General features: G+C 56.4%; 32 protein-coding genes, 1 pseudogene and 1 CRISPR repeat array. Of the genes and pseudogenes, 30 read left to right on the top strand and 3 right to left on the bottom strand.

Translation table 11 applies throughout. The features are described 5' to 3' along the window. The 18 genes from DXX99_RS09530 to DXX99_RS09445 form a co-directional block, all read left to right on the top strand. On the top strand, positions 1-715 hold a 715-nt coding region (locus DXX99_RS09530; protein ID WP_134642999.1), incomplete at its 5' end, for an RHS repeat-associated core domain-containing protein. Between the two features lie 478 nt (positions 716-1,193). Then, positions 1,194-1,340, top strand: coding sequence for a hypothetical protein (locus tag DXX99_RS11570; RefSeq protein ID WP_165847807.1), 147 nt, complete (start codon positions 1,194-1,196; stop codon positions 1,338-1,340). Between the two features lie 326 nt (positions 1,341-1,666). Continuing rightward, the gene (locus tag DXX99_RS09520; RefSeq protein ID WP_115793256.1) at positions 1,667-1,948 is read left to right on the top strand and encodes a hypothetical protein; all 282 of its coding nucleotides are present in this window, start codon (positions 1,667-1,669) and stop codon (positions 1,946-1,948) included. A gap of 283 nt (positions 1,949-2,231) precedes the next feature. Then, positions 2,232-3,050 (top strand): hypothetical protein, encoded by an 819-nt coding sequence (locus DXX99_RS09515; protein ID WP_134642998.1) that lies wholly within the window; start codon positions 2,232-2,234, stop codon positions 3,048-3,050. Positions 3,051-3,097: 47 nt separating this feature from the next. After that, positions 3,098-3,940, top strand: coding sequence for a hypothetical protein (locus DXX99_RS09510; RefSeq protein ID WP_115793254.1), 843 nt, complete (start codon positions 3,098-3,100; stop codon positions 3,938-3,940). 2 nt (positions 3,941-3,942) lie between these two features. After that, the gene (locus tag DXX99_RS09505) at positions 3,943-5,004 is read left to right on the top strand and encodes an Ig-like domain-containing protein (protein WP_115793253.1); all 1,062 of its coding nucleotides are present in this window, start codon (positions 3,943-3,945) and stop codon (positions 5,002-5,004) included. Between the two features lie 74 nt (positions 5,005-5,078). Beyond that, entirely contained in the window at positions 5,079-5,483 is a 405-nt protein-coding gene (locus DXX99_RS09500; protein WP_115793252.1) for a response regulator, read from the top strand. Between the two features lies 1 nt (position 5,484). Further along, positions 5,485-5,856: a gamma-glutamylcyclotransferase family protein gene (locus DXX99_RS09495; protein ID WP_115793251.1), complete on the top strand. Its 372-nt coding sequence runs from the start codon at positions 5,485-5,487 to the stop codon at positions 5,854-5,856. A 377-nt stretch (positions 5,857-6,233) separates the two neighbouring features. Further along, a complete protein-coding gene (locus DXX99_RS09490) occupies positions 6,234-6,509 on the top strand; it encodes a hypothetical protein (RefSeq protein WP_134642996.1) in 276 nt (91 codons plus the stop codon). Positions 6,510-6,633: 124 nt separating this feature from the next. After that, on the top strand, positions 6,634-7,818 hold the full coding sequence (locus DXX99_RS09485; protein WP_134642995.1) for a hypothetical protein: 1,185 nt from the start codon (positions 6,634-6,636) through the stop codon (positions 7,816-7,818). Then, positions 7,805-9,175, top strand: coding sequence for a type III-B CRISPR module RAMP protein Cmr1 (gene cmr1, locus DXX99_RS09480; protein WP_205664692.1), 1,371 nt, complete (start codon positions 7,805-7,807; stop codon positions 9,173-9,175). The genes DXX99_RS09485 and cmr1 overlap by 14 nt, the downstream gene beginning before the upstream one ends. Then, positions 9,133-10,449 carry an RAMP superfamily CRISPR-associated protein gene (locus tag DXX99_RS09475; RefSeq protein WP_134642994.1) on the top strand — a complete coding sequence of 439 codons (1,317 nt, stop codon included), beginning with the start codon at positions 9,133-9,135 and terminating at the stop codon, positions 10,447-10,449. Before cmr1 ends, DXX99_RS09475 begins: the two co-directional genes overlap by 43 nt. After that, positions 10,439-14,083: a hypothetical protein gene (locus DXX99_RS09470; RefSeq protein WP_115793247.1), complete on the top strand. Its 3,645-nt coding sequence runs from the start codon at positions 10,439-10,441 to the stop codon at positions 14,081-14,083. Before DXX99_RS09475 ends, DXX99_RS09470 begins: the two co-directional genes overlap by 11 nt. Positions 14,084-14,098: 15 nt before the next feature. Continuing rightward, complete coding sequence (cmr4, locus tag DXX99_RS09465; RefSeq protein WP_115793246.1) at positions 14,099-15,100, top strand: type III-B CRISPR module RAMP protein Cmr4; 1,002 nt, start codon at positions 14,099-14,101, stop codon at positions 15,098-15,100. After that, positions 15,101-15,586 (top strand): hypothetical protein, encoded by a 486-nt coding sequence (locus tag DXX99_RS09460; RefSeq protein WP_115793245.1) that lies wholly within the window; start codon positions 15,101-15,103, stop codon positions 15,584-15,586. Further along, positions 15,583-16,575, top strand: coding sequence for an RAMP superfamily CRISPR-associated protein (locus DXX99_RS09455; RefSeq protein WP_115793244.1), 993 nt, complete (start codon positions 15,583-15,585; stop codon positions 16,573-16,575). The genes DXX99_RS09460 and DXX99_RS09455 overlap by 4 nt, the downstream gene beginning before the upstream one ends. Positions 16,576-16,629: 54 nt before the next feature. Beyond that, a complete protein-coding gene (gene cas6 / locus DXX99_RS09450; protein ID WP_205664691.1) occupies positions 16,630-17,166 on the top strand; it encodes a CRISPR-associated endoribonuclease Cas6 in 537 nt (178 codons plus the stop codon). A gap of 288 nt (positions 17,167-17,454) precedes the next feature. Continuing rightward, a CRISPR array of direct repeats spans positions 17,455-17,816; the repeat unit is 30 nt; unit sequence CTTCCAATCGCACCATTGTGGGGTTGAGAG. A gap of 100 nt (positions 17,817-17,916) precedes the next feature. Further along, complete coding sequence (locus tag DXX99_RS09445) at positions 17,917-18,453, top strand: PDDEXK-like family protein (RefSeq protein ID WP_115793242.1); 537 nt, start codon at positions 17,917-17,919, stop codon at positions 18,451-18,453. 271 nt (positions 18,454-18,724) lie between these two features. On the opposite strand, the gene DXX99_RS09440 is transcribed toward DXX99_RS09445, so the two are convergent. Further along, positions 18,725-20,035 (bottom strand): RNA-guided endonuclease InsQ/TnpB family protein, encoded by a 1,311-nt coding sequence (locus DXX99_RS09440; RefSeq protein WP_115793241.1) that lies wholly within the window; start codon positions 20,033-20,035, stop codon positions 18,725-18,727. Positions 20,036-20,157: 122 nt separating this feature from the next. Here DXX99_RS09440 and DXX99_RS09435 point away from each other — a divergent pair, with 122 nt between their 5' ends. The 6 genes from DXX99_RS09435 (at position 20,158) to DXX99_RS09410 (ending at position 22,003) form a co-directional block, all read left to right on the top strand. Further along, a complete protein-coding gene (locus tag DXX99_RS09435) occupies positions 20,158-20,355 on the top strand; it encodes a hypothetical protein (RefSeq protein ID WP_115793240.1) in 198 nt (65 codons plus the stop codon). Next, entirely contained in the window at positions 20,352-20,564 is a 213-nt protein-coding gene (locus DXX99_RS09430; RefSeq protein ID WP_115793239.1) for a hypothetical protein, read from the top strand. The genes DXX99_RS09435 and DXX99_RS09430 overlap by 4 nt, the downstream gene beginning before the upstream one ends. Before the next feature lie 17 nt (positions 20,565-20,581). Continuing rightward, positions 20,582-20,851, top strand: coding sequence for an acetate and sugar kinases/Hsc70/actin family protein (locus DXX99_RS09425; RefSeq protein ID WP_115793238.1), 270 nt, complete (start codon positions 20,582-20,584; stop codon positions 20,849-20,851). Positions 20,852-21,041: 190 nt separating this feature from the next. Continuing rightward, positions 21,042-21,374, top strand: a complete 333-nt coding sequence (locus DXX99_RS09420) for a hypothetical protein (RefSeq protein ID WP_115793237.1) — start codon at positions 21,042-21,044, stop codon at positions 21,372-21,374. A 66-nt stretch (positions 21,375-21,440) separates the two neighbouring features. Continuing rightward, positions 21,441-21,716, top strand: coding sequence for a hypothetical protein (locus DXX99_RS09415; RefSeq protein ID WP_115793236.1), 276 nt, complete (start codon positions 21,441-21,443; stop codon positions 21,714-21,716). A 77-nt stretch (positions 21,717-21,793) separates the two neighbouring features. Then, positions 21,794-22,003, top strand: coding sequence for a hypothetical protein (locus DXX99_RS09410; protein ID WP_115793235.1), 210 nt, complete (start codon positions 21,794-21,796; stop codon positions 22,001-22,003). A 78-nt stretch (positions 22,004-22,081) separates the two neighbouring features. Here DXX99_RS09410 and DXX99_RS12245 read toward each other — a convergent pair whose 3' ends face one another. Together DXX99_RS12245 and DXX99_RS12240 are read right to left on the bottom strand one after the other, a co-directional pair. Continuing rightward, positions 22,082-22,210 carry a hypothetical protein gene (locus DXX99_RS12245; RefSeq protein WP_276308343.1) on the bottom strand — a complete coding sequence of 43 codons (129 nt, stop codon included), beginning with the start codon at positions 22,208-22,210 and terminating at the stop codon, positions 22,082-22,084. A 14-nt stretch (positions 22,211-22,224) separates the two neighbouring features. Continuing rightward, a pseudogene (locus DXX99_RS12240) lies at positions 22,225-22,434 on the bottom strand (transposase); the annotation flags it as partial. A 435-nt stretch (positions 22,435-22,869) separates the two neighbouring features. On the opposite strand from DXX99_RS12240, the gene DXX99_RS09400 reads away from it, so the two are divergent. The 6 genes from DXX99_RS09400 to DXX99_RS11945 all read left to right on the top strand — a co-directional run bounded on the left by DXX99_RS09400 (position 22,870) and on the right by DXX99_RS11945 (position 24,984). Continuing rightward, positions 22,870-23,130 (top strand): hypothetical protein, encoded by a 261-nt coding sequence (locus DXX99_RS09400; protein ID WP_115793234.1) that lies wholly within the window; start codon positions 22,870-22,872, stop codon positions 23,128-23,130. Positions 23,131-23,208: 78 nt separating this feature from the next. After that, positions 23,209-23,397 carry a hypothetical protein gene (locus tag DXX99_RS11365; RefSeq protein WP_134642993.1) on the top strand — a complete coding sequence of 63 codons (189 nt, stop codon included), beginning with the start codon at positions 23,209-23,211 and terminating at the stop codon, positions 23,395-23,397. Between the two features lie 86 nt (positions 23,398-23,483). Continuing rightward, positions 23,484-23,717 (top strand): helix-turn-helix domain-containing protein, encoded by a 234-nt coding sequence (locus DXX99_RS09395; RefSeq protein WP_115793233.1) that lies wholly within the window; start codon positions 23,484-23,486, stop codon positions 23,715-23,717. Between the two features lie 77 nt (positions 23,718-23,794). Then, the gene (locus DXX99_RS11955; protein ID WP_240610896.1) at positions 23,795-23,986 is read left to right on the top strand and encodes an Arm DNA-binding domain-containing protein; all 192 of its coding nucleotides are present in this window, start codon (positions 23,795-23,797) and stop codon (positions 23,984-23,986) included. Between the two features lie 275 nt (positions 23,987-24,261). Then, positions 24,262-24,432: a site-specific integrase gene (locus DXX99_RS11950; RefSeq protein ID WP_240610895.1), complete on the top strand. Its 171-nt coding sequence runs from the start codon at positions 24,262-24,264 to the stop codon at positions 24,430-24,432. A gap of 6 nt (positions 24,433-24,438) precedes the next feature. After that, complete coding sequence (locus DXX99_RS11945) at positions 24,439-24,984, top strand: site-specific integrase (protein WP_240610894.1); 546 nt, start codon at positions 24,439-24,441, stop codon at positions 24,982-24,984. Positions 24,985-25,090: the final 106 nt, after the last annotated feature.

Genomic DNA, 25,090 nt, shown 5'->3' with positions numbered 1-25,090 from the left:
GGAAGGGGACAGGTGGACCTGCTACGTCTGGGGTCTGGGGCTCGTCGAGGAGGAAAGGGACGGGAAGGCACTCTTCTACCACTACGACCTGCGGGGAAGCACCGTGGCTTTAACGGACGAGAAGGGAAAGGTCACCGATCGGTTCTGGTACGGGCCTTACGGGGAGCTGGCAAGGCACGAGGGGAAGGCCGACACGCCCTTCCTTTACGACGGCCGGGACGGGGTGATGACCGACCCCAACGGGCTTTGCTACATGCGGGCCAGGTACTACAATCCGGAGATCAAGAGGTTCGTAAGCCGGGACGTGGTAGATGACAGCGCTCGGGAAGGACAAAGCTTGAATACCTATGCCTTCGTGCGTGGCAACCCGGTGAACCACATCGATCCTTCCGGACTGGTAACCTTTGCAATCGGTTTTTCTGTGTCGGGGGGAGCGGGTATAGGAACAACTTATCAGACAATCCTTGTAATCGACTTTAAGGGTAATGTAGGACTTGCCAAGACGGTGGGCGGGGGAGCTTATGCCGGTTGCTCTGCTGGCGGAGGTCTTATTATCCAAACTACTTCTGCAGAGACTATATGGGATCTGGAAGGGGTAGGGTTTTCGAAAGAAGTAGCTGCGGGAATCTGGTTTGGGGGGCGCGCGGGTCTTATTGGTGGTCTGGTGGGGGGGAAAGCTACGCTGGAGGAGAAATCGGCTTGGGATGTACAATAGGACTGGAGCCAGTTATTCCGATAATGGGAGTGCCGGTTGCGATCTCGTCGACAACTTTTGCAGCGGAGACCAAACTTACCCATGTTTGAGTTTGGAAGCAAGTGCCTCAGAAATTCATTGGACATCTAAAGAAGCAGTTTGGTGTTTTTCAATGGAAGTGACTCTGCCCAGGTAGTATTACCGAGGAGCGAGATCAGGTATGTCTTTGATTCTCTTTGTTCTGTCCCTGGGATTCTTGTTCATTGGAGTTGTATGGCTTTTTTCTGTCGGGTTTTATGTGATGTATAAAGGCATAACCCGAAACTACGTTGTGTATCTGGAACAAAATTACCCTGAGATATGGCGGTGGCTTTTCAGGCGTTCCAGACTGTACCGCATGCTGTTTGGTGACCAGGCTCCAGCTCCATCCGCGTCCTGGCCCCCGTTTACTGGTAGAGCGGTAAGGCTTTGGCTGCTTCCTTCCGAAGAGCTAAAGCAAATGGAAGAGTACCGGAGATTTCTAAGCGACCCGGTTATGAGGGAATTCGTCCGGCTGCAAAAGCTTTTCCTCTGGAGTTTCGGGATATGTTACGCATTGTTCATCCTTACCACCCTGGCTTTCGGCCTTGTGGTGGCACGGGAGTGACGGGCAGAGCTTGAACCGGTATTCTTATGTTAACGGGAACCCTATAAGTCGCATAGATCCCGCGGGATTGTGGTACATCGATGTGAATGTTCCATACGGGTGGTGGATTGGTGGGACGGGCGGATTCGTGATCAGCCCGGAAGGAGTCTACGGGTATCTTGGCGGTGGATGTTGGGTTGGATTTCAAGTGGGATATAGTTTTGAAAGCAGGGATCTATTTGGGGAGGTTGGTTTGGTAACTCCCGGGGCCTCGCTTACAGGCTATCATGTCTGGAAGCTCCGGGAGTGGCCATGGAGGGACAGGAAAGAAGGGAGTGTCAAGTGATATGGGTCGAGATGTGGTGGATACTATTGGTGGCATCATATTTTTGGCTATGGGATTGTTTTTTACGGTGTTTTACAGAAAATGCGCTCGTGAAGCCGTAATGTTTCAGAACAAGGTGTTTTTCGGGCTGCTTCGTAAATTACTTTACATGCTGTTTCGCATTCGTATTAGAGAACTTGGTGAATTTGAAGAGAAGATAGGTCGAGTCGCCTACTTGTTAGCAGGTATAGTATCCATTGTGTTTGGCCTGTTAATCCTGTTTGGAGTAATTAAATTCAGGTGAGCCTGCGTGCGCCCGCCGGCGGCCAACCGTCTGAAACGTTTTCTCCGTGGTAACTGTTCCCGGCGATGTTTCGGCCTGTTTGGACGTTTCCTGGAAACGGGTGAGAGCTTGAGTTACCTGTATACGTTTGGCCACGAAAAGGCAAGGACGACAACGGAGTTGGCCCGCTTGGCGGCGGAATGGATCACAGGGAAAGCACCGAAACCTGCTCCTTTCTGGGTAGAGGAGGTGCTGAAATAATCGAGCGATGTTTGAAGCGGCGGTGCTGTCGAAGCTGAAGGCCATGAGTGATGACACGCTGTGGTTGCTCATGCTTGCGCTGGGCCTTGCACCCATACTCCTGATAGCCTGGGTCGTGGACCTGAAGGGGTATGCCCTCCTGGGGCGGGACTACCGGTTTTGGGGGCCGGTGTCTGTGGTCGCAGCTGCGTTTCTGGCGCTGCTGGCGATTACCGTCCTCAGGATCGAAAAGCTACAGCACTCTCTGTGGCAGTGGCTCGCGGCCTGCGCTGGTATGCTCGTCTTCACCTACTTTTACTCTCGTTACCTGGGCAACATGATCTGCGATCTGCGGGAGCAGAGGCGGAGCATGGGCTACGATCAGGGCTTGAGGGAGACCCTGCGCATGCGGCGGGACTTCGAGGCGAGGCAGCGCTTCGAGCGGAGTCCTGCAGGGATGGACCTGCAGGGGAGGCTCGAAGCCCTGGCGGGGAAGTACGGCGCAGACGCGGCCTGTTACCTGGTTCCCCACAGAGGGTACCGGAAAGGGGAGAAGAACGGTTACTGCGTACTCCTGGCCGCAGGCAGGCTTGCCGGGAAACTCAAGTGGAGGCACTTCGATGTGCCCGACCTGCCCCCGCGGCCCGCTGTGCTGAGGCCGACCGGGGAGTCGTCCGAGCTGTTTCGGCTGTTCCGGGAGGTGGCCGTCATCCCCGTGGAGCGTTTTCCCGGGAGATGCCCCGATGGCCTGATTCTGGAGGCACGGAAGGGCTTCATCCTGGTCGGCGTCGCAGGAGAGGGCAGGAAGGTAGACGAGAGGGTGATAGGAGAGGTGGAGGGCTGGCTCGTAGGAAGAGCGACAGGCGGCTCAGGGCGTGGTTGAGGCCGTTGGCCGGGTGAAATTTCAATCGTGGAAAGGATGAGGGCTTTATGCCCTGGCTGGACCGGTTGGAAAAGTACGGCGACCTGCTGTTCATCCTGATAGTCGGCCCCGTCCTTTGGGGGTGCTTATGGGTGTGGAGGATAACCGCCTACGGTTACCTGACACCTAAGGAAGCGTGGGTACTCAGGAGCATGGGAATTATCTTCCCCCTTTTATCGTTGCTTTTCTACTCTCTCCCTTTAAGGATCAAGCGCTTCCACAGGTACCTCCCTGTTACGTTCGCTGGAAGCTTCTTGCTATTTATTCTCATTTTTCTGATGACGGCCCCCGATAGACCCGGGAAGCCTAACCCGTTCTGGCGGGACTTTCTCTTCAGCGTGAGCGGCCAGGTGTTTGGCCTGCTCTCCTTGGGGGTGGCCTGGCTTCTCTACTATGCTGCGGGCAGTGTTGCTGTCCTCTCTTCCCTGAAGCGCAAGTTCAGGGAGCTTGCTCCCCGGCTGGGTGTCGAACTGGCGTTTTACTACGACCCCCGGGAGAAGGACCACATACGCCTGCCCGACATCTATGCAGCGCCACAGTTTACCGTTTTGGGTATTCCCGGTGCAAGGGTGAAGTTTCCCTTCATGAGAGAAATCATCGACACCCTGCTCGCTTCTCCGCCCCCCTGCGGAGACCGGGCGGTGGTGCTGGAGGACGGCTCGGAGCTGGGTCCTCTCTTTTCCCGGTTCGGCAAGGTGCTGGTGGTGCCGAAGCGCACGGAGTGGGACAGGAAGCTCCCCGTCTTTCTCCAGGTCCTCCGTGGCTGCGTGATCGTCTGCTTCCGGAAGGGTAAAGAGGTTGCCCCGGCAGTGCTGGAAGAAGTGAAGAAAGCGATAGAGGAGGCGTGGTGAGGATGCAGTGGCGGTTACTTTGGAACCGGAAGCGCAGGGGCAAGTCTTTTGAGAAATGGTGGAGCCTATCAGTAGTAGGTTTCCTGATGCTTCTGTTCCTTCTTCATTTCGTTTCACCGGCCTGGGCCGTTAACTATTCTTACGATCCCCTGGGCCGGCTCATCTCGGCGGACTACGCTACGGGCCAGAAAGTCACCTACTCCTACGACCCCGGCGGCAACCTGCTGCGGGTCACCTTCGAGGGAACACCCGTCCTGCTCGAAGGATTGAAAGTGCATCCCGAAACTCTGAGCCTGACGGTAGGGCAGAGGGTCGGGCTCACGGTGACGGCCGTCTACTCGGACGGCACGGAGGCAGACGTGACGGGTGTTGCCGGCTACTCCTCGGGAGACGAAGGCGTAGCGCGGGTGGAGCCCGGCGGAAAGGTGGTGGCCGTGGGTCCGGGGAAGACGCTGATAACCGTTACCTGGAGCGGCCTGACCGGCCGTGCCACGGTCACCGTAGTGCCCGCTTCCGGGGGCGGCGGTGGGGCGGCTATCATCCGGCCTTCCGTCACCACCAGTGACCCGGCCGATGGAACTCGGGACGTGCCCGTGGATAAAGCGATCAAGCTCGGCTTCAACACCTCCATCCAGAAAGGAGACGGCTGGGACAGGATCACTCTCAAGGACGCCTCCGGCAGGGAAGTCAAAATCACCGCCTCCGTGATAGAAGAAAGCTTCCTCGTCGTCAAGCCTGAGGCCGAGCTCGCCTACGGCACCACCTACACTCTCACCGTTCCGGCCAATGCCGTTAAAAGTGCCACCGGCCACGGCCTGAGCTCCGGCTTCACCCTGACCTTCACCACCGCTAAAGAGCCGGAGAAACCCGGGAAGCCGGAGCAGCCCAAGCCCAAGTTCAAAGACATGACCGGGCACTGGGCCGAAAAAGTGGTCCTGGAGCTGGCCGCGAAGGGGCTGGTCGCCGGCTACCCGGACGGCACCTTCAAGCCCGACAACCCCATAATGCGGGCCGAGGCGGCGGCCATGATCTCAAGGCTTTTGGAGAAGCTTCCTTCCCGGTAAGCCCGAACTTTTCCGAGACCGGTGCGGCCCGGCAGGTCCGGGCCGCTTTTCTTTTTCGGGGAGGTGAGCCTAGAGTGTTGTGCCTTCTGGCCGTCGAAGAAGAGGTGGCCCGGGTGGTGAGGGCCAACCTGGAGAGGGCGTTCCCCTCCTGGCGGTTCGAGACCGCGACCTCCGCCGTGGAGCTGAAGGAGTGGGCGGGCAGAAATGTGGACATCCTGGTGCTGAGCCGCTTCCTGCCGGGAGAAGACCCGGTGAGGCTTTTAAAGAGGCTCAGGGAGCTCTTCCCGGTCTCCCATGTGGTCTTGCTGGCGGGGGCAGAGTCCGACGCGCAGAGGGCTTACGTGCGGGCGGCGCGGGACCTGGGCTTTGGAAGCATAGTCACCGGCAGGCTCCCGGGTACCAATCGAACCATTGTGGGATTGAAAGCAGGATCACAAAACCAGCCTTTCATGAAGGTAGGGGCCTTCAGTGTCGCCTAAGATGATCGGAATGGGTGCGGGGACCGTCTGGTATTTCGCATACGGGTCGAACATGAGCGCTGCCCGGATGCGCGAAAGGGTTGGAGAGGTCGGTGGTTGGGAGGAGCGCATTCCCGGCGTCCTCGAGGAGTGGCGGCTGGTCTTCAACAAAGTGGCGAGCCGAAACCCGCGCGAGGGCTTTGCAAACATAGAACCGTCGGCCGGGGAGAGAGTGGAGGGCTGCCTCTACCGGCTTTCTGAAAGTGTGCTGGAAAGACTGGACCGCTACGAAGGAATGAAGAGCGGTCACTTCAAGCGCATGCAGGTTACCGTGATCCGAAAGGACACCGGCGAAAGCGTTATTACTTACACCCACATGGCCTGGCCGGAGTAGGTAAGGAATGGCCTGAGGCCGTCCAGAGAGTACATGGAACACCTCCTGGCCGGGCGGGACTGTGTAAGCGAAGAATACCTCCGGAAGCTTAAGGAAACGGCGCTGCTGGATTGAAAAAGCTCTTTCTCCTCCGATCCACTGCGCCGACCGTCGGAAATTTCATACCCTCCTTAATAATTTCCCTTTTTACCGTGCAGTCCTTTTCGTTCCCCTCCTTTGCCGGTTTTCCTCCAAAGCCACTGCAAGCCACAAAATACTCCGTTTCCCCACGCAGGGACAGAAGCTGAGGTTTTGTAAATTACAGGGAGGAATCTCCCGGTTGCTGGCGAATTACAACTTCCCAAAGGGTTCCAAGTGCATAAATGGGGTGCTTAGCGGTGCCGGGCAAGGGCGTCGAGAGCGAAGGCCAGGAACAGGAGAAAGTAGCTGACGCCTTTGTGGTGTTTATATACCCGTTCTTTTTCGCTCAGGACGACTACCGGAGAGTCCTGGGAAGTGTCCTGGAGGACCCTTGCTGGCAGCTGGAAGTCACGAGTCCCTGGGCCGTGGACTCTTCGAGCCGGGATCCTTCGATAGAAGAAGAAAGGCGGCATCTCCGGTATTTCTACCCCTATGTGCGGGAGTTTTTTCTTCCCTTCCTCTGCCTTTGCTAGCAGAGAAGAGCTGGTGGAGGCGCTGTCCTGCTTTCCTCCCGAAAAAGTGTACCTCAAGTGTCCAAAGCACCTGGAGTTATCCCCCGCAAGGAAGCCCGACCGCAAACGGCAGCTGGGCCTCCTTATGTCCTGGCAGGTAACGCGCTGGCGGTGGAACTTTGAGCAGTCCGATACCATTCCTCAGGAATTTGGCTTTTACACACAGCAGACGCGCTTCGAGAAGGTCTCTCTCCTTTTGTTTTCCACAGGGGTCGGTTTTCTGCTGCTGGATGTGAAACCAATGGAAGGGATAGTCTCCAGGAGATTCTCCAGAAGATTTGCAGTGCTGGACGAGATGCCTTCCGGCCCAAAGGCCGCGAGGGTGGACTACCCGGACGGAGCGAAAAAACTTTTACAAGAAGTTATCGAGAACAACCTGCTCGGGTTTTTACCTGCCGAGATCCGCGACAAGGGGAGTTATGTTTCCGGTGAGGCAAAGCTTTACCGGTATCATTTCTGCTGTGTGGAAACGGAAGAAGAACGAGATCGCTTATGGGAGAAGCATAGAACCAACACCCGGGTCATTCCGGAAGAAGGAAAGTTCCAGGCCGGCAGTGCCTGGGGTTACTTCACCAAGGAGGAGGCTTTTATTCTGGCGTGCAACCTGCGGGACGGAAGCCCCAGCTACGAAGATCTGAAGCGTTACTGGCGCACTTTCTACTTCGATGTATTTCTCCACGCTTTTTACCACCGTCTGAGCCTTTTAAGGTTCTCCGTAGAACTCAGCAGGATAGACGAGCTGCTGGCCCATACGGATAAAGTCGAGAGGCTGCACCGGCGCTTCCTGGAATTCACCAACAAGGCCTGGTTCGGCCACCTCACCCAAGCGGAGTACGGCAACCTCATCTGGAAGTGCTGCAAGAAGGTTATGGAAACCGAGCAGCTGTACGAGGAGGTGAAGACTCAGCTCCAGGAACTGGACGAGTATCTGGAGCGCAAGTGGCGGGAGCAAAGGGAAAAGCTGGTGCATCTGCTTTCCTGCGTCGGATTTTCGCTCAGCGTTGTAGTCACCCTGTTTTCCACCAATCTGCTGACGGTAAGGAGCTGGAAAGTGTTACACTGGTGGGAAGCGCTGGTATTTATGATCGCCGTGGTGCTGGTGGCTTACCTAGTGATCTGGTGGTACCTGCGGCGCTCGCTTGAAAAGAAGCTGTCCCTTTCGCCTTCCGGGAGGCGGAGAAGAGTGCGAACTGTACCGGGCCGTGATGTGGATAGTGGCGGTTTGACATCAAACGGCTGCAAGGGGGAAGGAAAAAGTGCGTTCTATTAAGATCGGAATCAAAACTCTCACACCGCTCTGGACCGGTGGTGTAAATAGGGATTGTGATCGGCTACACGAGACGGGGCTCATAGGCTCTCTGCGCTGGTGGTTCGAGGTGGTGGTGCGGGGTTTAGGAGGCTATGCTTGTGACCCAACGGGCAAAGAAAAAGAAGCCTGCGATCTCGATGAGGCTAGGTACATGCAGCTTCGTCGTGAGGGAAAATCACCGATGGAAGCTGCGAGTGAAGCTGGACTCTGTAGGGTGTGTTTACTTTTCGGAACCACCGGGTGGCAAAGGGCCTTCCGCCTGGAGGTAGAGGCGGCTTCCGCGGCTCCCGTTGCGAGCAGTCCAAAACAACGCAGTCCAGAACAATGCAGTCCAAAACCACTTCTTCTGCCAAGCGGCCGCTGCCACGGCCAAAGGGCAGGCGGGTGGTATGTTTTGCCCGGCATGTATGGAGACTTCACCGTGCTCCTTCACTTCCGGCCGGAGGGCGAGAAGGAATGGCCTCTGCTTGCCGGTGTACTCAAGCTGATGGAGCATTGGACGGCCATCGGTGCAAAGGCGACGGGAGGTTACGGAGTTTTTCGCATTGATCGCATTGAAGATGGCCGAGACTTTGACCAGTTTTTAGAGCAAGAACCGTCATCTTTGGATTCCGCCGAGGGGGACTCCGGTGAAGGAAACTCTACCGAGCTTCCCCGTCTTACTGACGGCTTTTTCGCTAAGGTCAGGTTCAAGCCCTGTAATGATGACTGGTGGCAACAGTTCAGGGAAGTGCGTTTAGCTCTGGCAGAAAATCCTCCCTGCGGCGACCACAAAAGTAACCGGATGGACAGAGATTCCTTTCAATGCTGGCTCGATAAAGGGGTCTTTCCCATAAGTCCCATTGTCCGCAACTGGCTCAGGTACTCCTGGTTCTCGAAGCTCGGGTTTTCGGTATCGGAAGAAGAACTCCTCTTCGGTGTGGTAAAGGGAAACAATCGCCGCCGTACGGCCATCGGTATATCGCACGCCTACCAGGTAGGAGATAAACTATGGGAGTTTCGGGTTTGGGGGTGCCGACCCCCCGAGCTGAAAGATAAGTGGCAAGAGTTTGTGGAGAAGCTTTACGAAGCGCTCCAGGAACCAAATAACGCAAGTGGAGGCAAAAAGGGCTTACCATCCATATGGGATAAGCCAGACTGGAAAGAAGAGAACAAAAACAGTTACCGCAACGATGGAGGGCTTTTCGGTGAGATCGCTGAGATCGTTAAACCGGAAGGCATTGTTTGGCGCGAATTTAATTCGGATAGGGACACAGTGAGCAAGCTCGACAATAAGTGGGAGTTCTTTATCAGCTTGACGGAAGAAAGGGTGAAGTAAGGGTGTTTATTAAGGAATGGTTGGCCTGGCAGGCAAATTCCGGGCAAGCAAATTCCAAAAACATTCTTGAGGATATAAGCGAGTGCGTTAAAGAACCGAGGCAGCGAAAGAAAGAACTGAAGATATGTTTAAAAGATAAGATAAAGTATTCACTTAGAGAATGCTCCGCGTCCGACAAATACCGGGAAGCACTCAAGAAGATTCACTGCCTTGCGAGGTGGGCCTTTCACCTGGATGCCATCGGTACGGGAAAGGACCCGGTTATGGAGCTCTACTGCGAGCTATACCGCGGAGAGGCAAATGCAAGTGTGGGAGAAAACAGGCTCTATGAATCCTTACAGAACATGGGAGTTATTCCAAAACTGTATAAAGAGGATCTTTCCCGGTTGCCGGCGGGTAGTTTCTTCATAAGCTTTAAGTTTCGACTCCGGAAGCCGTACATTTCGAGAGACGACACAGAATTCTACGTCATCGACAACCCGGTAAAAAAGGACTGGGTCTTCAAAGTTCCTTACATTGCTTCTAGCCAGTGGAAAGGGTGCCTGCGTACTGCGATGGTTAGGCAGTTGGTAGACTGGTGGACAAGTCTGCAAAGCGAAGACCAGAAGAAGAAGCAAGACGAGTTTATCAAAAGGCGGCTTCAGTTGGTGCGGCTTTTCGGGAATGAGCAGGAAGTGGACATGAACAGCACTGAACTGGAGGCCTACCTGGATCGCGCAGGAGGAGATGAACTAGCAAAAGAGTACCGGAAGAAGCTTAAAGAACTGTACGGTGCGAGCCGGCAGCAGCGTGACGTTCACCGAAGGGGGCGCCTGATGTTCTATCCAACTTTCTTCAGCAGTATTGGCCTTGAGGTGATCAACCCGCACAGCCGGAAAACCGGGGCAGGGGAGCGGCCGGTCTACTTCGAGACTGTGCCGGAAGGTGAAACTGGGCGTTTTCTCCTTTTGTACGTTCCTTTCGACCGCGTGGGGAAAGATCCGACAGGGACCATTCGGGAGATAGCCGAGGATCTGCGTAAGGTGGCAGAAGGGGTGGTGTTCCTTCTCACGGGGTTTGGTTTCGGAGCCAAGACTTCCAGCAGCTTTGGGCTGGCTCGTTCTGAGTTATGTGATGGGGAAGAAGGAAAGATTGTTGTTAGTGTACCAGGAAAAGAACCGAAGGAAGAGGGCTTTGCGGTACTCGACTTCGAAAAGGACAATGGCCTGGTCAAAAGAGCAAGTGAGCTGGCGGGTGGCCTGCTCGGGCAGGAGGTGGCTGGCGGTGACTGTTGAGGATGTTTTGAAGTATCGGCAGGCAGTTCTTCTTGCTTCGGCAGGAGCTCTGCTGCATAACCTGGGCAAGGTGAGTAGCCGGTTTGTGGAGATGCAACTCGGAATCTTAAGGGAAAGGGGAGAAAAATACTATTTCCAAAATATAGCCGGATTATTGTTAGAAGATGCTACCGGCCAAGCAAGCTCTATCTCCTTCATTTCTGAGGCTAAAAACTTTGGCGGTAGCAGTGATGTAACATCCTTAGTCTTGGCCCAACGGACGAAGAAGGCCCTTAGGTTACCACTTGGAGGATTGCCAAAACCTTTTGATGATCGTCTAAGTCCGGTGTACCGCATAGGCGACCTTATTGAATATCTTGGTCTGAACCCCTTCCAGCTATATAAGGGAAGACCGTGCCCTATTCAGCAACTTTTTCCTTCCTCCCTCCTTACCCACCTAATGTACAGATGCCACCATGGGGCCTCAGGTGGGGAAAAAGATAAGATCTACCGGCTACAGCAGGTCCTGCCCCTTTACCTGGCCACACCTCTGGGCTTCGAGCGGCCGGCACCGGACCTAAAGGAGTACGACTGGATCAAAGACGAGGTTGAAAAAATCATCCAGGAGCATCTTTCTGAACCTGGGAAGTTTTCTTTGCTCAAGTTTATGAAGGCACTGAAGCCCCTTCTCTGCCGGATCCCGGCGGACACACAACGCGGGGTTAACGATGTTACCGTCTGGGATATCGGCCACAGCGGGATGGCTTTCCTGAAGGCTGGGATCTGGAGCTGCGTCGGTAAGAACCTCACCCACGATGACCTTGCTGATTGGCAGGGGCAGGGGCACCCACGCTGGCGGCTCTGGCGTGTGGGATTAAACGGGCTTGATTTCCTCGCCGGTGCGGTGAGCGTGGCCGACCTTCGGGTACGCCAGCAAGCTCTGCGGGAGTTCTTCGATACCGTCCGCAGTTTTGTGGAAGAGGAATACCCGGTGGCTACAGAAGTATACCGCGACGAGAACCAGGCCATCTATATCTTTCCCGACTGGAAGAAGGACAGTTCCGAATACTTGAGTTTTCAGAAGAAACTGGAAGATAATGTAAGTGCAGGCACTAATAGTAGTGGAAAAACCGGGGCTTCCTTGTCCAATCTCTACGGCCTGCGTCCGGCTATTGCTCTTTCGGAGGAAAACTACCATAACCACCCGGAGTGCGAGGAATGGAAAAAGCAGAAACAACAACCTCCCAATTTTAAGGTAAGCTATATCGGCGACAAGGTTCGGAGGTGGATCGAGGAACCCTCTGCTGCAGAACTAGTGGCGGAAGGCTACAGAGAAGTTAAGGATGACCTCTGCCCCTACTGTGGCATACGCTCAGTGGCTGGCGGAGGTGAAAATACCGAAAGAAATCGTTACGAGGAGAAAAAGGCCCGGGAACGTAAGATTTGTCTTCCTTGCATGCGTACCCGGCACAGAGTGACCGAGGAATGGTGGGGGAGAACACCCTTCAGCACCATCTGGATAGACGAGGTGGCAGACAGCAACGGCCGTGTGGCGTTGGTGGTAGGGAGGTTCGGTATTGGGAAGATACTAAGAGAGTTGGTGTATCCCGGGGAGGTGTATCTCCGAAAGTGGAAATACAAAGTATACTTTCCCTTTTCTTCGAGAACTACTTCCTCTGAAGCCAACACTCAACTCAAGATCAAAATAGGGGGCAAGGCTTATGACTGTGAGTGGGATGGTGCTTATTTAGTTGCTCCAGCCGGCCTCGGCCGGTACAAGCAGTCGGAGATAAAGGTAACAAGATTCGATAAGCAGGATATCCCCTGGAAGCCGCAGATTGCGATTAGCAAAGTAAAGAAAACAGAGAAGAATACTCTTGTGGTATCTTTAGCTGACGATACGTTGCTGACTATAGCAAAGGTTACCACTGGAGATGATAGTTGGTCGGCGATAGCCGGAAAGAGTGCTGTTGTTTTTGGAAAAACCTGGCAGATAACCGGCGAGCGAACGATAACCTTTGTGGGTGGTAGTGCTAACGAGGCTGATAGTGTGTTGAAGAATTTCCTCCACGAACTGCGGCCCTCCGAATCTGGCGGAAGCCCTTGTTACGCCGAACTTGAACCAGTCTCTCCTGTCTTAGATGCTGCCGCCAGCTCTGCTTCCTTTGCCCGCTTCCGGCGGGTTTGGGAGACAACGGCCCGCTTCTGGCAGGAGATAGCACCGCCTAAGGATCGGTTTGAGAACCACCCCGGCGAGTGGCAGAAGGAACTTGCTGGCTGCACGGCTGTGGCGGTTCTGGGAAACGGCGGGAAACGTCGTCGTTTGGAGATCCAGCTTCAGAAGCTGGAGAAACCGGATGAAATCGTCTCCTTCCACGCCTATGAACTGGAAGTAGCAGGCACAAGCATTGGAATTGTTCCGATCTCAGTTCAAGGCGACCGTGCAGCTTGCATCACCATTGAAAACCTGGGTTATATCGCTGGGCGATTTAACGCACCACAGAAAGTCTGTGCCGATCCCTGCGCTGCGGCTGCGTGGGTAATGAACAGGCTCCGGCAGGGGGTCAAGGTACAGATCAAAGAAACACCAGGTTACGGTAGCGGCAAAAGGAATCTGGGTAGCGCCGTTATAGCCGAGGTCGAACTGGCCGACGGTGAGTACTTCCCCGTCATTCCTATCCTGGCCGAACCCCGGGTCTTTGCTGCGTTGGTTCCCGGAGAGAGTGCTTTTGAGCTGGTGCGGCGCATAAAGGAAAGATACGAGCAGGAGATGGGCAAGGTGCGGTGGCGCCTCCCGCTCACCCTGGGTGTGGTTTTCTTCCCGAAACACACTCCCTTGCGGACGGTCCTGGATGCCGGCTGGCGGCTGTTATCGGTTGAGGTTGGGGAGGAGGAAGCAGAAGTAACAGAGGACGTAGATGCCCCGCCCGCGAGTTACCTGATGGACCCGCGGAGTAACAATAAGCTGATTGAACATCCGCAGAAAAAGCCCTGGCCTCGAAAGGTAAGTTTTTCCGTCAAAGTGAATGCAGGCCGGGACGCTGGAGAGCGCGAACTCCGCTGGTGCATCGACACCACTGCCGGAGACGGGCGTACCTTCGACATCTGGTACCCGTGGGTGAAGGTGAAAAACAAACCCAGTGACCGTGCCCTTATGATGGAGCACAACAATGAGGCCTACCTCCACGTCATGGAGTTGAAAGCTGGGGATACGATAAGGTTTCATCCCTCGACGTTTGACTTCGTCTTCCTCGATCACCCCGGCCGCCGCTTTGAAATAGCCTACAGAGAGGGAAAGCGGTTGGGCTTGCCCCGCCGGCCTTACTACCTGGAAGAGGTCGATGAGCTGGCGGAGCTGTGGAAGATCGTGGGAGGAGAGGAAGGCTTGACTTCGACGCAGATCCACAGTCTGTGGCAGGTGCTGCTTGCCAGGTGGCAGGAGTGGCAGCCGGATAAAGACACCAAGGCACAGGAAGTATGGGAAAGATTCTGTGAAGATGCTCTCCGCAACGCCGGCTGGCCCCAGGGGAAGCTACCTGGGGGCGACAGGTGGGACAAGCTTGTAAAGGCAGCAAAGACGGGCGTCCTGTTCGATGTCTTCGAACTCTTCCTCACCATACTGAAGAGATCTCCCCGGAGGGACAAAAAGAGGTAGAGAGGGGTTGAGAGCATGAGTTTGGGAGCGAGCAAAAGACCTTTCAGACTCTTCCGGTTCCTTCTGCAGTCCGTCGATCCCGTGCATGTCGGGGTCGGAGGCTACCGGCTGGGGAGGGTGGACCTGCCGATTGCCCGCGACCCGGCGACCAACCTTCCCAAGCTTCCGGGCACGGGGATTTCCGGAGCGGCGAGACATTATGCTGCTCTGCGGTACGGGAAGCCCCAGTGTGCCGGTCAGGGATCTGAAGAATACGGTCACTGTGGAGATCCCGAGTGCCCTATTTGCTATACCTTTGGCAGTCTGAGGAGCAAAAAAGGAGAGGAGGAGGGTGCTACAGCAGGAACGGTGCGAATTTTCGATGCGCGTATCCTGTTTTTCCCCGTCTACTCCATGCTGGGTCCGGTGTGGGTTACTAGCCCCCAGACTCTGAGAGACTTTGGACTTGAATCTGTGCCGGATATAGGCGCAGGGGGAAAAGTGCAGCTGCTCGGGAGCTCGGGAGGGGAAAGCGAGATCAAGGTTATCAATTTTGGGTGGCTGGTACAGGAAGTGGGGGGGAGGTTAGAGATTGAAAGTTTAGATGGAGACCTGCAGGTAAAGAACCTGTTGAGAGAAGCCCTTGGCAGGATAGAAAAGTGTACAAAGCACGTCTTCCTCGTCCCGGACGAGCTCTTCGGTACTGTGGTCAACAGCAACCTCGAAGTGCGCACCTCGGTGAGTATCGATCCGGAAACAGGCGCGGCTAAGGAAGGTGCCCTTTTCACCTACGAGGCCATTCCGCGGGCGACCTTTTTCTGGCTGGACGTGGTGGAAAACGACTATAGGGACTATAGGGGAGGGTTTCCTCGAACCGACAAAAAGGATGATGGCAATCCTCTTGGCATCGAGTGGCAATCTCCCATAGATGTCGTAACTTCCGGCATAGAGTGGTTCGAGTATCTGGGAGTCGGCGGAATGAGCACGCGCGGTTTCGGCAGGCTTAAGAAGCTGGCGTGCCGGGAGGTGCAGGTGTAAATGGGGACTTGCGACTGGAACCTTGACCTGTGGGCGGCAGAAACCGGTCGGAGGATTCTGGAGCAAGCTAAGCCGGAGAGCAAAAAGGAGGTCAATGGACTTCAAAGTACCCTGACGAAAGCCCTGGGGATTCTCCAGGAAAGCGGAATCTATGCCTTCTTTCTGTATCTGCTGGCCAAAAGAGAAAAAAAGGACGCGAAAGCGAAAAACGATCCTTGCAGGGTGATACTGAAGCAGGTCCTAGAAGACTTTGGTCAGAAGAAAGACAGGTTCGGGTTTTCCGGCGAGGCTCCGGTTCTACCTGACTCTCCCAATACCAAAGCCGTCGAGAAGATTCTCAACTGGGTGGCGAAGGAGATTGCTGCCGACCTCCCACGTCTCCTCCTCTGTCGCGAGTTCTTACAGCGGGCGCTCACCTATGCCCTTTACGCCGCAGAAGCAAAAGAAGTAGAGCTGAACCATCAAACCGGGGGGAGCCAGCCGTGAACTGGACGGCGTACGAAGTAATTCTCCGCCTGGAAACTCCCCTGCACATTGGGTGGCGGCGGGTGGGCAACCTCTGGCAGACGCGCCCTTACATTCTCCCCCACCAGCTGCTTGCTGCCCTGGCCGCCCGCTGTGCCGAATGGGATGTGGGCGGGAATGAAGATGGTAGTCCCAATCCTTACGTTCAGAAGCTCGAATGGCTCAGGAAGCGTATGAGGTTTAGCTACTTTTTCCCGACATTAGAGAGGGACCCTCAGGGGTGTTACCTGCCTTACTACGATGAAAGGGGCAACCTGAAGTGGAAATGCGGGAAGTGCGAACCTCCCGAACTGTCTGAACTGTCTGCTGAAGAGTTTGATTATCTCTTTCTTGATGCCGTAATGCGGACGGCCATTGACCACGACCGGAGTGCCGTGCAGGAAGGGCAGCTTTTCGCCTTCGAGTACGTCCGTCCCCGGTGCCGGGAATGGCCTGGCGGAGCCGAAGGAAAAGAAGTGTACTTTGGGGGTTACGTTTTCCTTTCAGAGGAATTGTCAAAGGAATTAAAAAAACAGGTAAGCGCAGAGGAATCTCTGGCCCGGCTTTTGGACAGGTTGCAGGTAGGAGGGGAACGGAAGTACGGCTGGGGCCTGATCAGGGTTTCGGAGAAAGACCTGCGTGGCCTGCCCGGGGAGAAAATTGAGCTTTATGGGCGTCGGGAGATCACGGTCCAGCTCGAGTCGGAACTCTACGTGACGGTCGAGAAAGATGTAGGAATTCCCGCTCACGTCCTTCTCCAGGGGGTGAAAGACAAGATTGCCGGTCAGGTCGAGGTCGTGTTGATGCGGAGCACCCGGTCGGAAGGAGATAAGACTTTTTACGGCAAAGAAGTTCTGGGAAAACCCTGCTACCGGCCGGGGAGCAGGTGCAAGGACGGGAGCACCAAGTTTTTAATCGACGCAGGAGAAGGTAATTCTGGAATTTGGGGAATCTGGAAGATTTCGGGCTAGCCGGAGTATATGCAGGAATTACAGCACTCCGAGGGGAAGAAAGTATGCGATTGCGTGTCGTCTTTGATACGGGGGGAGGAGGGAGCGTCTTGCTCCCGTGGAACTACCAGCATTTCCTGCAGGGCTACCTTAACCCTGGAGGTCGGCGGGGAAGTGGCTCTGGGTAGCGTCCGGTTGAAGGTGGAGGAGGTGAAGGAGGAGCCACCTCCGGACTTCTCGGGGCCCGTTCTGTGCGAGACCATGTCTCCCGTCGTGGTGTCCACGGGAATAAGAAAGGGGGCGAAGCTGCATAAGCGGTTTCTGCCGCCCGAGGATCCGGCCTTCTGGTACATCGCGGAGCAGAACCTCCGGCGCAAGGCTGCGGCGCTGAACCTCGATCTGCCGGCAGGGGCTACAGTCCGGTTTGAAAGAGTAGGGGACTGGCGCTCCAGGCTCGTGGAGGTTCAGGGACTTAAGGTAAGAGGCTACGAAGGGCGCTTCGTGGCAGAAGGGAACTGGAGGTTACTCTTGCTGGCTTACGAGGCCGGACTGGGGGAAAGGAACAGCCAGGGGTTCGGCATGTTCCGCATTGTGTCCGGTTACAGCCGGTAGTCTGCGGTAGGCAGCTGTATTGTGCAGTGTACACTTCTGTACCTGATACTTGTGCTGTCTATCGGCGGCGTATTACAATTGTCGTCGACCGGAGCAGGCAGGGAAGTGCATGAGCCATTTGGCGACTGGTAAGTTGTTCCAAATCCAGTTTTGGTGCGGGTTCAGGAGGATGAGATACTGTCGTCGACCTCCAGGGATTTTTGCGCTACTGGAGGTTGACAATATGTTGGGCGCTGGAGCAGAAGGAAGAGTAAGAAAAATCAAGGCTTCCCGAGTCTTGAGAATCTACTTCCAATCGCACCATTGTGGGGTTGAGAGTCCACCAGCCGCAACCTCTTCAACCTCCTCCACTGTCTTCCAATCGCACCATTGTGGGGTTGAGAGCGGACGTCCTGCGCCGGGTGCGCACCAGCACCTCTCCTTCCAATCGCACCATTGTGGGGTTGAGAGATCGTGGTACTGGTGAGGTGGTGGGCTACGATCTCCCTTCCAATCGCACCATTGTGGGGTTGAGAGCGTGCTACGAGCGCGGATACAGGCGCCCAGATCTTGCTTCCAATCGCACCATTGTGGGGTTGAGAGCCTCCCCATCTTGCTCTGCGCCTATAGCCATTATCTCGCTTCCAATCGCACCATTGTGGGGTTGAGAGGGCTGGCTCGACACTGTTGGTGTGCGAAGTAGCTATCATTTCGGCTGCATTGTTATAAGAAATGCTTTAGTTAACTCCGAACCTTTGGAAAGATATAGTATTGAGACAAAAGTTTGGGTCCGGCTTTACGTCCGGATCCTTTCTTTTTGGAGGTGAAATTCTGGCAACTAGGAACTACAGGCGGGGCTACCTGACGGAGCTTAAGGCGAAGGAGGAGCTGGAGAGAGAAGGATACCTGGTGCTGCGCACGGCGGGAAGCAAGGGGCCGTTCGACCTGGTGGCCGTGAGCGGGGAGAGGGTGCGCCTGGTTCAAGTCAAGCGGCACAAGGACGGGGACGGCGTCAGGCCCGGCGACCTGCGGGCGCTGTCCGCGCTCCCCGTGCCGCCCAACGCCACGAAGGAGCTGTGGGTCTGGCGGGACGGGGAGGGGTTCGTGAGGAGAGAGGTCCTTAACGGTGGGAATACTGTGGTTCCCACTCTGGCGGAGTTTTTGGAGAGGTGCGCCGTCCTGGGGTGCGCGCCGAGGCTCCGGGAAGGCAGTGGGGAGGAGGGGGTGCTCGTGGCCTGCGGCACGGCGGACTGCCCCCTGGAGCGGGCGCGCCGGGCCTTGGGCGGAAAATGGGGGTCACGCGCGTGACCCCTTTTGAGGACTCTGGAGGCTCCGGGCTGAGCCCGGGGCTCTTCTTTTTCCTGGAAACCGTGTGAGGAGAGGGTGGTTCGAACTGACCGAACTGGCACGCGTCGTGACTTCCTCCCTACCCCTAAAGGGGTAGGGCTTCCTCGCGGCACGTTCCCCTTTGAAGGTACTGATGCCGGGTTACACCGGTGCAAGCGGCCCTTTTGAACCCGTTGCCGGAGGGCCTCCCGGAGGGGACCGTCACTGCCGTCCCGACTACGTCAGGTGCCGCTTATGCGGCCCTTGACGATACTTGCACGAACCTGTTGTGCCTCCCGTCCCAGCGCCAGACCCGTGGCTCCCCGAAGGCGGAGGGTAGTCCTCTGCCAGTGCAGGTCCCGAAGAGGTACTGCTTCAGCAGGTTGGCCGCGCCGTTGAGGTCGGCCTGCAGGACCAGCCCGCACCTCCCGCACACCCACAGGCCGCGGTGCTTACGCCATCCGGGGTTGTAAGCGCCACAGGTGCAGCAGGTAGTGGAGGTGTACTTCTCCGTCCAAGGGTCAGTCTCAATGCCCCGCATGAGGTTCTTGTAGCGCTGCTCCGACTGCAGCCGCTCGTAGGCCATCTGGTTGATCTTCTGGCTTGCCTTTTTGCCCTTCATCCCGGTGCGTGCGGAGCGGCGCAGGGAGGTCAAGTCGCCCACCACCGCAAAGGCCACGCCCTCGGCTTCGTCCAGCTGCGCAAAGAGCTTCGTTAAAGCGTGCTCCATCTGCCTGATGCGGCGGTCGAGCCTTCTAAGCCTGTGGACCTTGGCGGCTTGGAGCCTCTTCCACCTACGGGAGCCTTCCTTACAACGGCTTATCTTCTCCTGGAACTCCGCCAGGATTTTGTTCCTGTATTGCACCAGGGAGAGGAGTTCCCGGCAGACGAAGAGGTCCAGCTGGCCGTTTGATGCGGCCCGCGCGAAAGTCGCGGAGTTGTAGTCGTATGCCGAAACGGCGCCTGTGCGGTAGACGGGCATCACTCCCAGGTCGAAGGTCACGTGGAGCACCAGGTTTTCCACTTTGCGGCGGCGGACAACCGCCTTTACCTTGACCTCGACCGGGATGCCCCTCACTCCCGTGCCGTCCGGCAAAGTGACCACGTTCCACCCTTCGGGCAGTGCAACCTTGATTGGTTCTTTCTTCCGGGAGAGCTTCAACACGAGGGTGTTATCCTCAACATCGAAGCCCTGCCTCTTCCAGGTGACGGTGCGGAGGTGGTTCTTCGGCTTGAAGCCGGGCGGGTTCATTTCGTGGTGGCCGTTTTCCCTGTGCTTGCGGTAACTCGACACGGCCTCGAAGTACTCCTCCACCACCGCCTGTGCCGATTGAGAGTGCAGTTCCTTCCACGCGGCGAAGGACTTGAACTTTGCCTTAAGCTCTGCCTCTGTCGGCCAGCGGTCCTCCTGCTTGAAGGTTTCGCGGCTATGCCAGACGCAAGAGTTCCAGATGCGGTTCGCCGCCTGCATGACGGGTTGAAAAACCAGTAGCATTTCCAAGCCCAGCGGGAACTGTTTGGTCAGCAGGAGGCGGTGGGGATGCGACTTATCGCTCCAGGCCACACCTTTCACCTCCTTCATCTGAAGTGCGGCACTCAGGTTAATTGTAGCACAAAAACCTGGCCGCCGCTTTCATCCCGCCCCCTGAAGGAGGCGGGTCTTCCCGCGGCGGTCTTATAAGCTTTTTGGCGGGACGCGGGGTCAAGGCCCGGCGCATCACCGGGGAGCTCTACGAGGTCGTGACCCCCGCCGGTGCCTTCTTCACCACGGCGGAGAAGCTGCTGGAAGCGTTCGGTGGCGCGGAAGCCGCAGGTGCCGGTTGGGACTGGCTCTCCCGCCTGGAAGCCTTAAAGAATGCGAACGGGGAGGAGGTAAAATCTTGAGCTTGGAGGAAGCGCTCGATTTCCTGAAGGAGAAGGGATATAGGATTAGGCCCTGCGTGGGCAACGGCTGGTACGAGACAGCCTCGCCGGACCCGGAAGAGGGGGAGATGCTGGTGAAGGAGAAGGACCTGCTCGCGGCGTTCAAAGCAGGCGAGCCGGAGCGGTTCTGGGAGTGGCTGAGGAAAACGCAGCTTTGCAGGGAGCTCTGAGGGGGTGTCGAGCTGAAGTGCTGGTTTCCGTTGACCTGGGTTACGGCTACACGAAGGCGGTGAGGGAAGCCGCCAGGAGGGAAGTGGGGCAGGCCATAGCCCAGGCGGTCCACGGTGCCTGGTCCGAGAAGGCGGACTGGCTCGACCGGGTGCTGCTGGCCGGAGGCGGCGCGGTGGACTTCTATGGTGAGATCGCCAGGCTCTTCCCCGGGGCGGAGCTCGTGCCCGACCCCCAGTGGGCCAACGCCCTGGGCTTCTACCGGCTGGCCCGGGAAGTGGGGGTGTAGGACACCTTCAAAGCCAGGCGGCTCAAGGCTTGAGACGGGGGAAAACACCCAGGCTGTACTACACCTGCTCGGTAAGGGTGTAGTACAGCTTCAAAGCCTTGAGGGAAGCGGGCCGAGCCCTTCTAAAAGGTGCGGGGTGTAGTACAGATGAAGCTCTTCTGGTTGCCAGGTTCGGAAAGCTGTACTACACTTGGGGCAGAAAAAGCGCCCGGAAGCCTTGCACAGTCTGGCTTGCGGGGTGTACTACGGGGTGATGGTCTTGGGCAGGATACTCCAGGTGCGCTTGCCCGACGACCACTGGATATGGGGGGAGCCCGACAGGAGCGCAGTGGTAAGACAAGCCCTCGACCTCTACCAGAAGGTGGGCGACCGGCTGGACCTCATACTGCGCAGGCTGGAGGAGATGGAGGAAAGGCTGGCCTGCGGAAACGCGGCTGCCCGGGCGGAAAAGGCAGAAGAGAAGCCTGTTTCAAAGATCGATCCCTGGCTCATAAAGGGCGTAAGCAAGTTCCTAGACCTCTGAGCTTCCCGGCTTCCGAAAAGGGAGCCGGGCTTTTTTCTTGAGCAACTCGAAAAGGAGGTATGGAGCGTGGAGCGAAGAACCTTGCGACAACTTGATGTGCGGCTTCCAGAGGATCACCCTATCTTCTGGGTACCGGTGGAGAAGAGGGCCGAAATTGCCAGACTGCTCCTTTCTCTGTCGGAGCTTTTCCTGGATTTGCTGGAAAGAGTGGAAAGACTAGAAAAGCGCGTTGAGAAAATTGAGGCAAAAGAGGAAGGAGCACCGAAGAAGCAGTCTGGCTTTAGCAACCGGGACAAGAAAAACCGGGTGGAAATCGATCCAGCAGCCTTCCTGGATATTTAAACCTTCTGGAAGATTCAGGGGAAAAGTAGTGGTGTTCCTGCTTGCAGGGCGTTAAAATAAAGCTGAGGTGATTTGGTATGGCCGTACCGCGTGAATGTGTCAAAGCTTTAATCGACCGCTTGAGTGACGAACAGGTTCAGGCTCTGTGGGTCATCCTGGAGTCGATGGCTTGGCCTGTAGAGAAGGTTTCGCCGGAGGAGGCAGCGGAAATAAAAGAAGCCCTGGCCGAGATTGAGGCAGGTAAGGGCGTGAAAGCCGAAGATGTCTGGAAAGAGTTCGGAATTTGAAATTGTCTTTTCTGCCGGTCAAGTCCAATTTTGTGTGTAAAATCCCTCTGGTAGTCCTTGGAGCTTATTAGAACCTTGTTAAGCTGCCCCTTTCTTAGTTTTGTCGGTTTCGGCTTTAACTGTTCGTTCTTGCTCCTGCCTCCATACCCAGTACTCCGTCATGTCCAGGTAGCGGTGGCCGGTAGACCTTTCCTCGTCTATCTCCATGAGCACTGCTACCTGATCAGTCTCAACGCCGCTTCCTCATTGGGGAAAATCCCTACTATCCTCTCCCGCCGGCGAATTTCGCGGTTCAGGCGTTCCATGGCATTGGTCGTGCGCAAGCGCCGCCTAACCGGCTCCGGCAAAGCCATGGCATCCTCAAAACCAGCCTCAAGTCTCTCTATTGCCCTGGGCGCTACGGCCTCAAACTCCTGCGCCACCTCCTCCAGAAGTAGTCTTGGCGTATTATTGGCTGTGTTACTTCTTCAATCTACCAGAGGGAGGGTGGCCCTTCCTGCTTCTAACCACCCTTTTACACACTATACCGGACGCTACTCTACCACACCGGGAGCTGTAAAGTGGCTAGATAAGATGTTCCGGAAGTTCTAAGCCCTTTGTTGCTTGCTTGCTCCCTAAAAAGCTATGACTAGCCCGGCCAGGACTAGAAGAAAGGAGCAAAGTAGCAGAACTGTCGGACAAGCGATTTGCAAAGTACTGGGTAGCGGCAAAGTGCGGGCGCATGTCGGTGCGGTCCGTGTTGCTTCTCCAAAGGCCAACCCGTACCTGCACCTGGCGATCCACGGCATGGCGGACAGAAACTTCGGCTCGCACGCCGTGGAAATCGGCACCCGGCAAGGGGAATCGTGTTCGGAAGAAGTTTACCAGTGGCTTTCCGGGTTTGTCCCTGCCCTCGTGAAAAGCTTTTGTCTGCGGAAACCTGTGTCCTTCTGGATCGGTGCTTCATCGGGGACCCGTCAGAGGTCTTCCACCGCTGGGGTGATGGAAGAGGTTATACGGGTTACGGGCCCAACTTCAACACCGTGCAGATAGAAACTTCGTCGACTCTGCGGAAGGAGTACCGGGAAGCCGTGATCGAATTCCTCAGTTGCCTGGTGCGGGAGTTCAGCAGTACCTTCTTGCCATAGCTCTTGTTTTTCCTTAACTAGTTATCCCCGGAGTTGTCTGGCAGGTTGAAATCCTTTCTGTATAGCAAGTCTCTCTCCATGAATCGCAAGACTGGCGGTGGAGGGGGCGAGAAAGCATGTTCGACTACCGGTTCTTTTCTTTCGGTCCTTTCGGTTTTTTTCTTCGGCTTCCCCTTCGGTTGGTGGGGAAGCATGAGCGTGGAGGAGGAGCTTAAGCGGGTCAAGGAGAGGATCGCGCGGCTGAAGGGCAACGGAACGCCCGGATAGCTCCCGGAGTTCTGGCAGGGCAATCGTTTCTCCCTGCCGGGGGCCGGTGTCATTCCGGCCCTTTTCATTTTTGGGAGGTGTTGCGGATGGAAGTGGTGAGAGCTCAGGCTGTGGGCGGAAGGGCCGGAGATGCCGAAAGTCTTCCTTCCATGCTCACCGTGAAGGAGGTGGCAAGACTCCTGCGAATGCCCACCAAGACGGTCTTCGAGCACTGCCGTACTGGAAAAATACCCTGCGTGAAGATTGGCAGGACGGTGAGAGTACCGAAGAAAAAGCTCTTGGAAGTGCTGAACCTCAGAGAAGAAGACCTTTCTTCCTGAAGGGAAGGGCCGCTGCGGGGTAGAAGTCTTAACTTGCCCCGCGCGGCCCTTCACTCTTTCAGGGAGGTGAAGGCGCCTTGCGCGGCCATGTGCGCAGGAGGGGAAAGGACTCCTGGCAGGTAATAGTGTACCTTGGTAAGGACGATACCGGCAAGAAGGTTTACCGGAGCCAGACTGTCCGGGGAACCAGGCAGGACGCCGAAAGGGCGTTGGCCGAGCTTCTGGTCAAAGCCCACCGGGGGAGCTGGGGAAAGCTCCGAGGGGCCTGACGGTGGCCGGGCTTTTAGATGCCTGAATTGAGGCCCACAGGAGGGCCTGGAAGCCCAGCACCCTAAACAACAGGCAGAAGATTGCCAAAACATGGAAGGAACTCATCGGCCATATCAGGGCGGAAGAGCTGACGCCTGCCGATGTAGAGCTGGCACTGGCGGAGCTGGAGGAAAGGCTGAAGCGTTCTTCAGCCCGGGAGTACTACAACTGCCTCAAGCAGGCGCTGAGGTGGGCCAGGATCCGGAAGCTTCTCTTTTGCGATCCTACGGAAGGCGTGCCCGCGCCGAAAGACGAAGAAAGAGAGGTCAATCCCTGGACGGAGGAGGAAGCAGCTCAGTTTCTGGAGTGTCTGGAAGCCTCACGAGAAAGGAAGGTGTACAAGGTGCTCTTCCGGCTGCTGCTGGTCACCGGTATGAGGTTTGGCGAAGCACAGGCGCTGAGGTGACAGGACGTGGACTTCAGGGCCGGGACGGTCCACGTCAGGCGCACCTACTCCCAGCCCGGGCACTGCTTCCACGAGCCGAAGACCAGGGGATCGCGGAGAAAAGTGCCCGTTGACTCCGTGACGCTGGCTTGGCTCAGGGAGTGGAGGAAAGAGCAGCTGGAAGAGAGGCTGAGGGCAGGAGAGGAGTGGGCTGACCGGGAGGGCCTGGTCTTCACCACCAGGAAGGGAGAAGTGATAGCCCGGTCCACGGCCTGGTTCGTGTTCACCAGGCTCTGCCGGGAGGCGGGCGTGAGGAGGATCAGGGTCCATGACCTGCGGCACACTCATGCCTCCCTGCTCCTGAAGCAGAATGTCCACCCCAAGGTGGCGCAGGAGCGCCTGGGCCACTCCGACATAAAGACTACGCTGGACATCTACTCCCACCTCCTGCCCGGTATCCAGGGGGCGGCGGTGAGGGCAGTGGAAGAAGCCTTAAACCGCCGGATTGACGGGAGGGACCAAGAAGCCAGGCAAGAAGCAGATTTGAAGGCCGTTAGTGTAAAGTTACCGTAGGAGTTCTTGCAGGAGCCGAGGGAGGAGAAAAAGAAGAAGAGACCTCACCGTCCTTTTGCCAGGGACGAGTAGTTGACAATCCAACCACTCAGGAGGGTGAGGTCTC

This window comes from Ammonifex thiophilus, assembly GCF_003368535.1.
Lineage (GTDB): Bacteria > Bacillota > Desulfotomaculia > Desulfotomaculales > Ammonificaceae > Ammonifex > Ammonifex thiophilus.
This window is presented reverse-complemented; position numbering and strand designations above follow the sequence as displayed.

Bases quoted from the DNA above. Each gene is read 5' to 3' on its own strand.
- DXX99_RS11570 (WP_165847807.1), top strand. From the start codon at position 1,194: ATGGAAGAGTACCGGAGATTTCTAAGCGACCCGGTTATGAGGGAATTC.
- DXX99_RS09520 (WP_115793256.1), top strand. From the start codon at position 1,667: ATGGGTCGAGATGTGGTGGATACTATTGGTGGCATCATATTTTTGGCT.
- DXX99_RS09515 (WP_134642998.1), top strand. From the start codon at position 2,232: ATGAGTGATGACACGCTGTGGTTGCTCATGCTTGCGCTGGGCCTTGCA.
- DXX99_RS09510 (WP_115793254.1), top strand. From the start codon at position 3,098: ATGCCCTGGCTGGACCGGTTGGAAAAGTACGGCGACCTGCTGTTCATC.
- DXX99_RS09505 (WP_115793253.1), top strand. From the start codon at position 3,943: ATGCAGTGGCGGTTACTTTGGAACCGGAAGCGCAGGGGCAAGTCTTTT.
- DXX99_RS09495 (WP_115793251.1), top strand. From the start codon at position 5,485: ATGATCGGAATGGGTGCGGGGACCGTCTGGTATTTCGCATACGGGTCG.
- DXX99_RS09485 (WP_134642995.1), top strand. From the start codon at position 6,634: ATGTCCTGGCAGGTAACGCGCTGGCGGTGGAACTTTGAGCAGTCCGAT.
- cmr4 (WP_115793246.1), top strand. From the start codon at position 14,099: ATGAGTTTGGGAGCGAGCAAAAGACCTTTCAGACTCTTCCGGTTCCTT.
- DXX99_RS09460 (WP_115793245.1), top strand. From the start codon at position 15,101: ATGGGGACTTGCGACTGGAACCTTGACCTGTGGGCGGCAGAAACCGGT.
- DXX99_RS09410 (WP_115793235.1), top strand. From the start codon at position 21,794: ATGGCCGTACCGCGTGAATGTGTCAAAGCTTTAATCGACCGCTTGAGT.
- DXX99_RS12245 (WP_276308343.1), bottom strand. From the start codon at position 22,210: ATGGAGATAGACGAGGAAAGGTCTACCGGCCACCGCTACCTGGACATG.
- DXX99_RS11365 (WP_134642993.1), top strand. From the start codon at position 23,209: ATGAATCGCAAGACTGGCGGTGGAGGGGGCGAGAAAGCATGTTCGACT.
- DXX99_RS09395 (WP_115793233.1), top strand. From the start codon at position 23,484: ATGGAAGTGGTGAGAGCTCAGGCTGTGGGCGGAAGGGCCGGAGATGCC.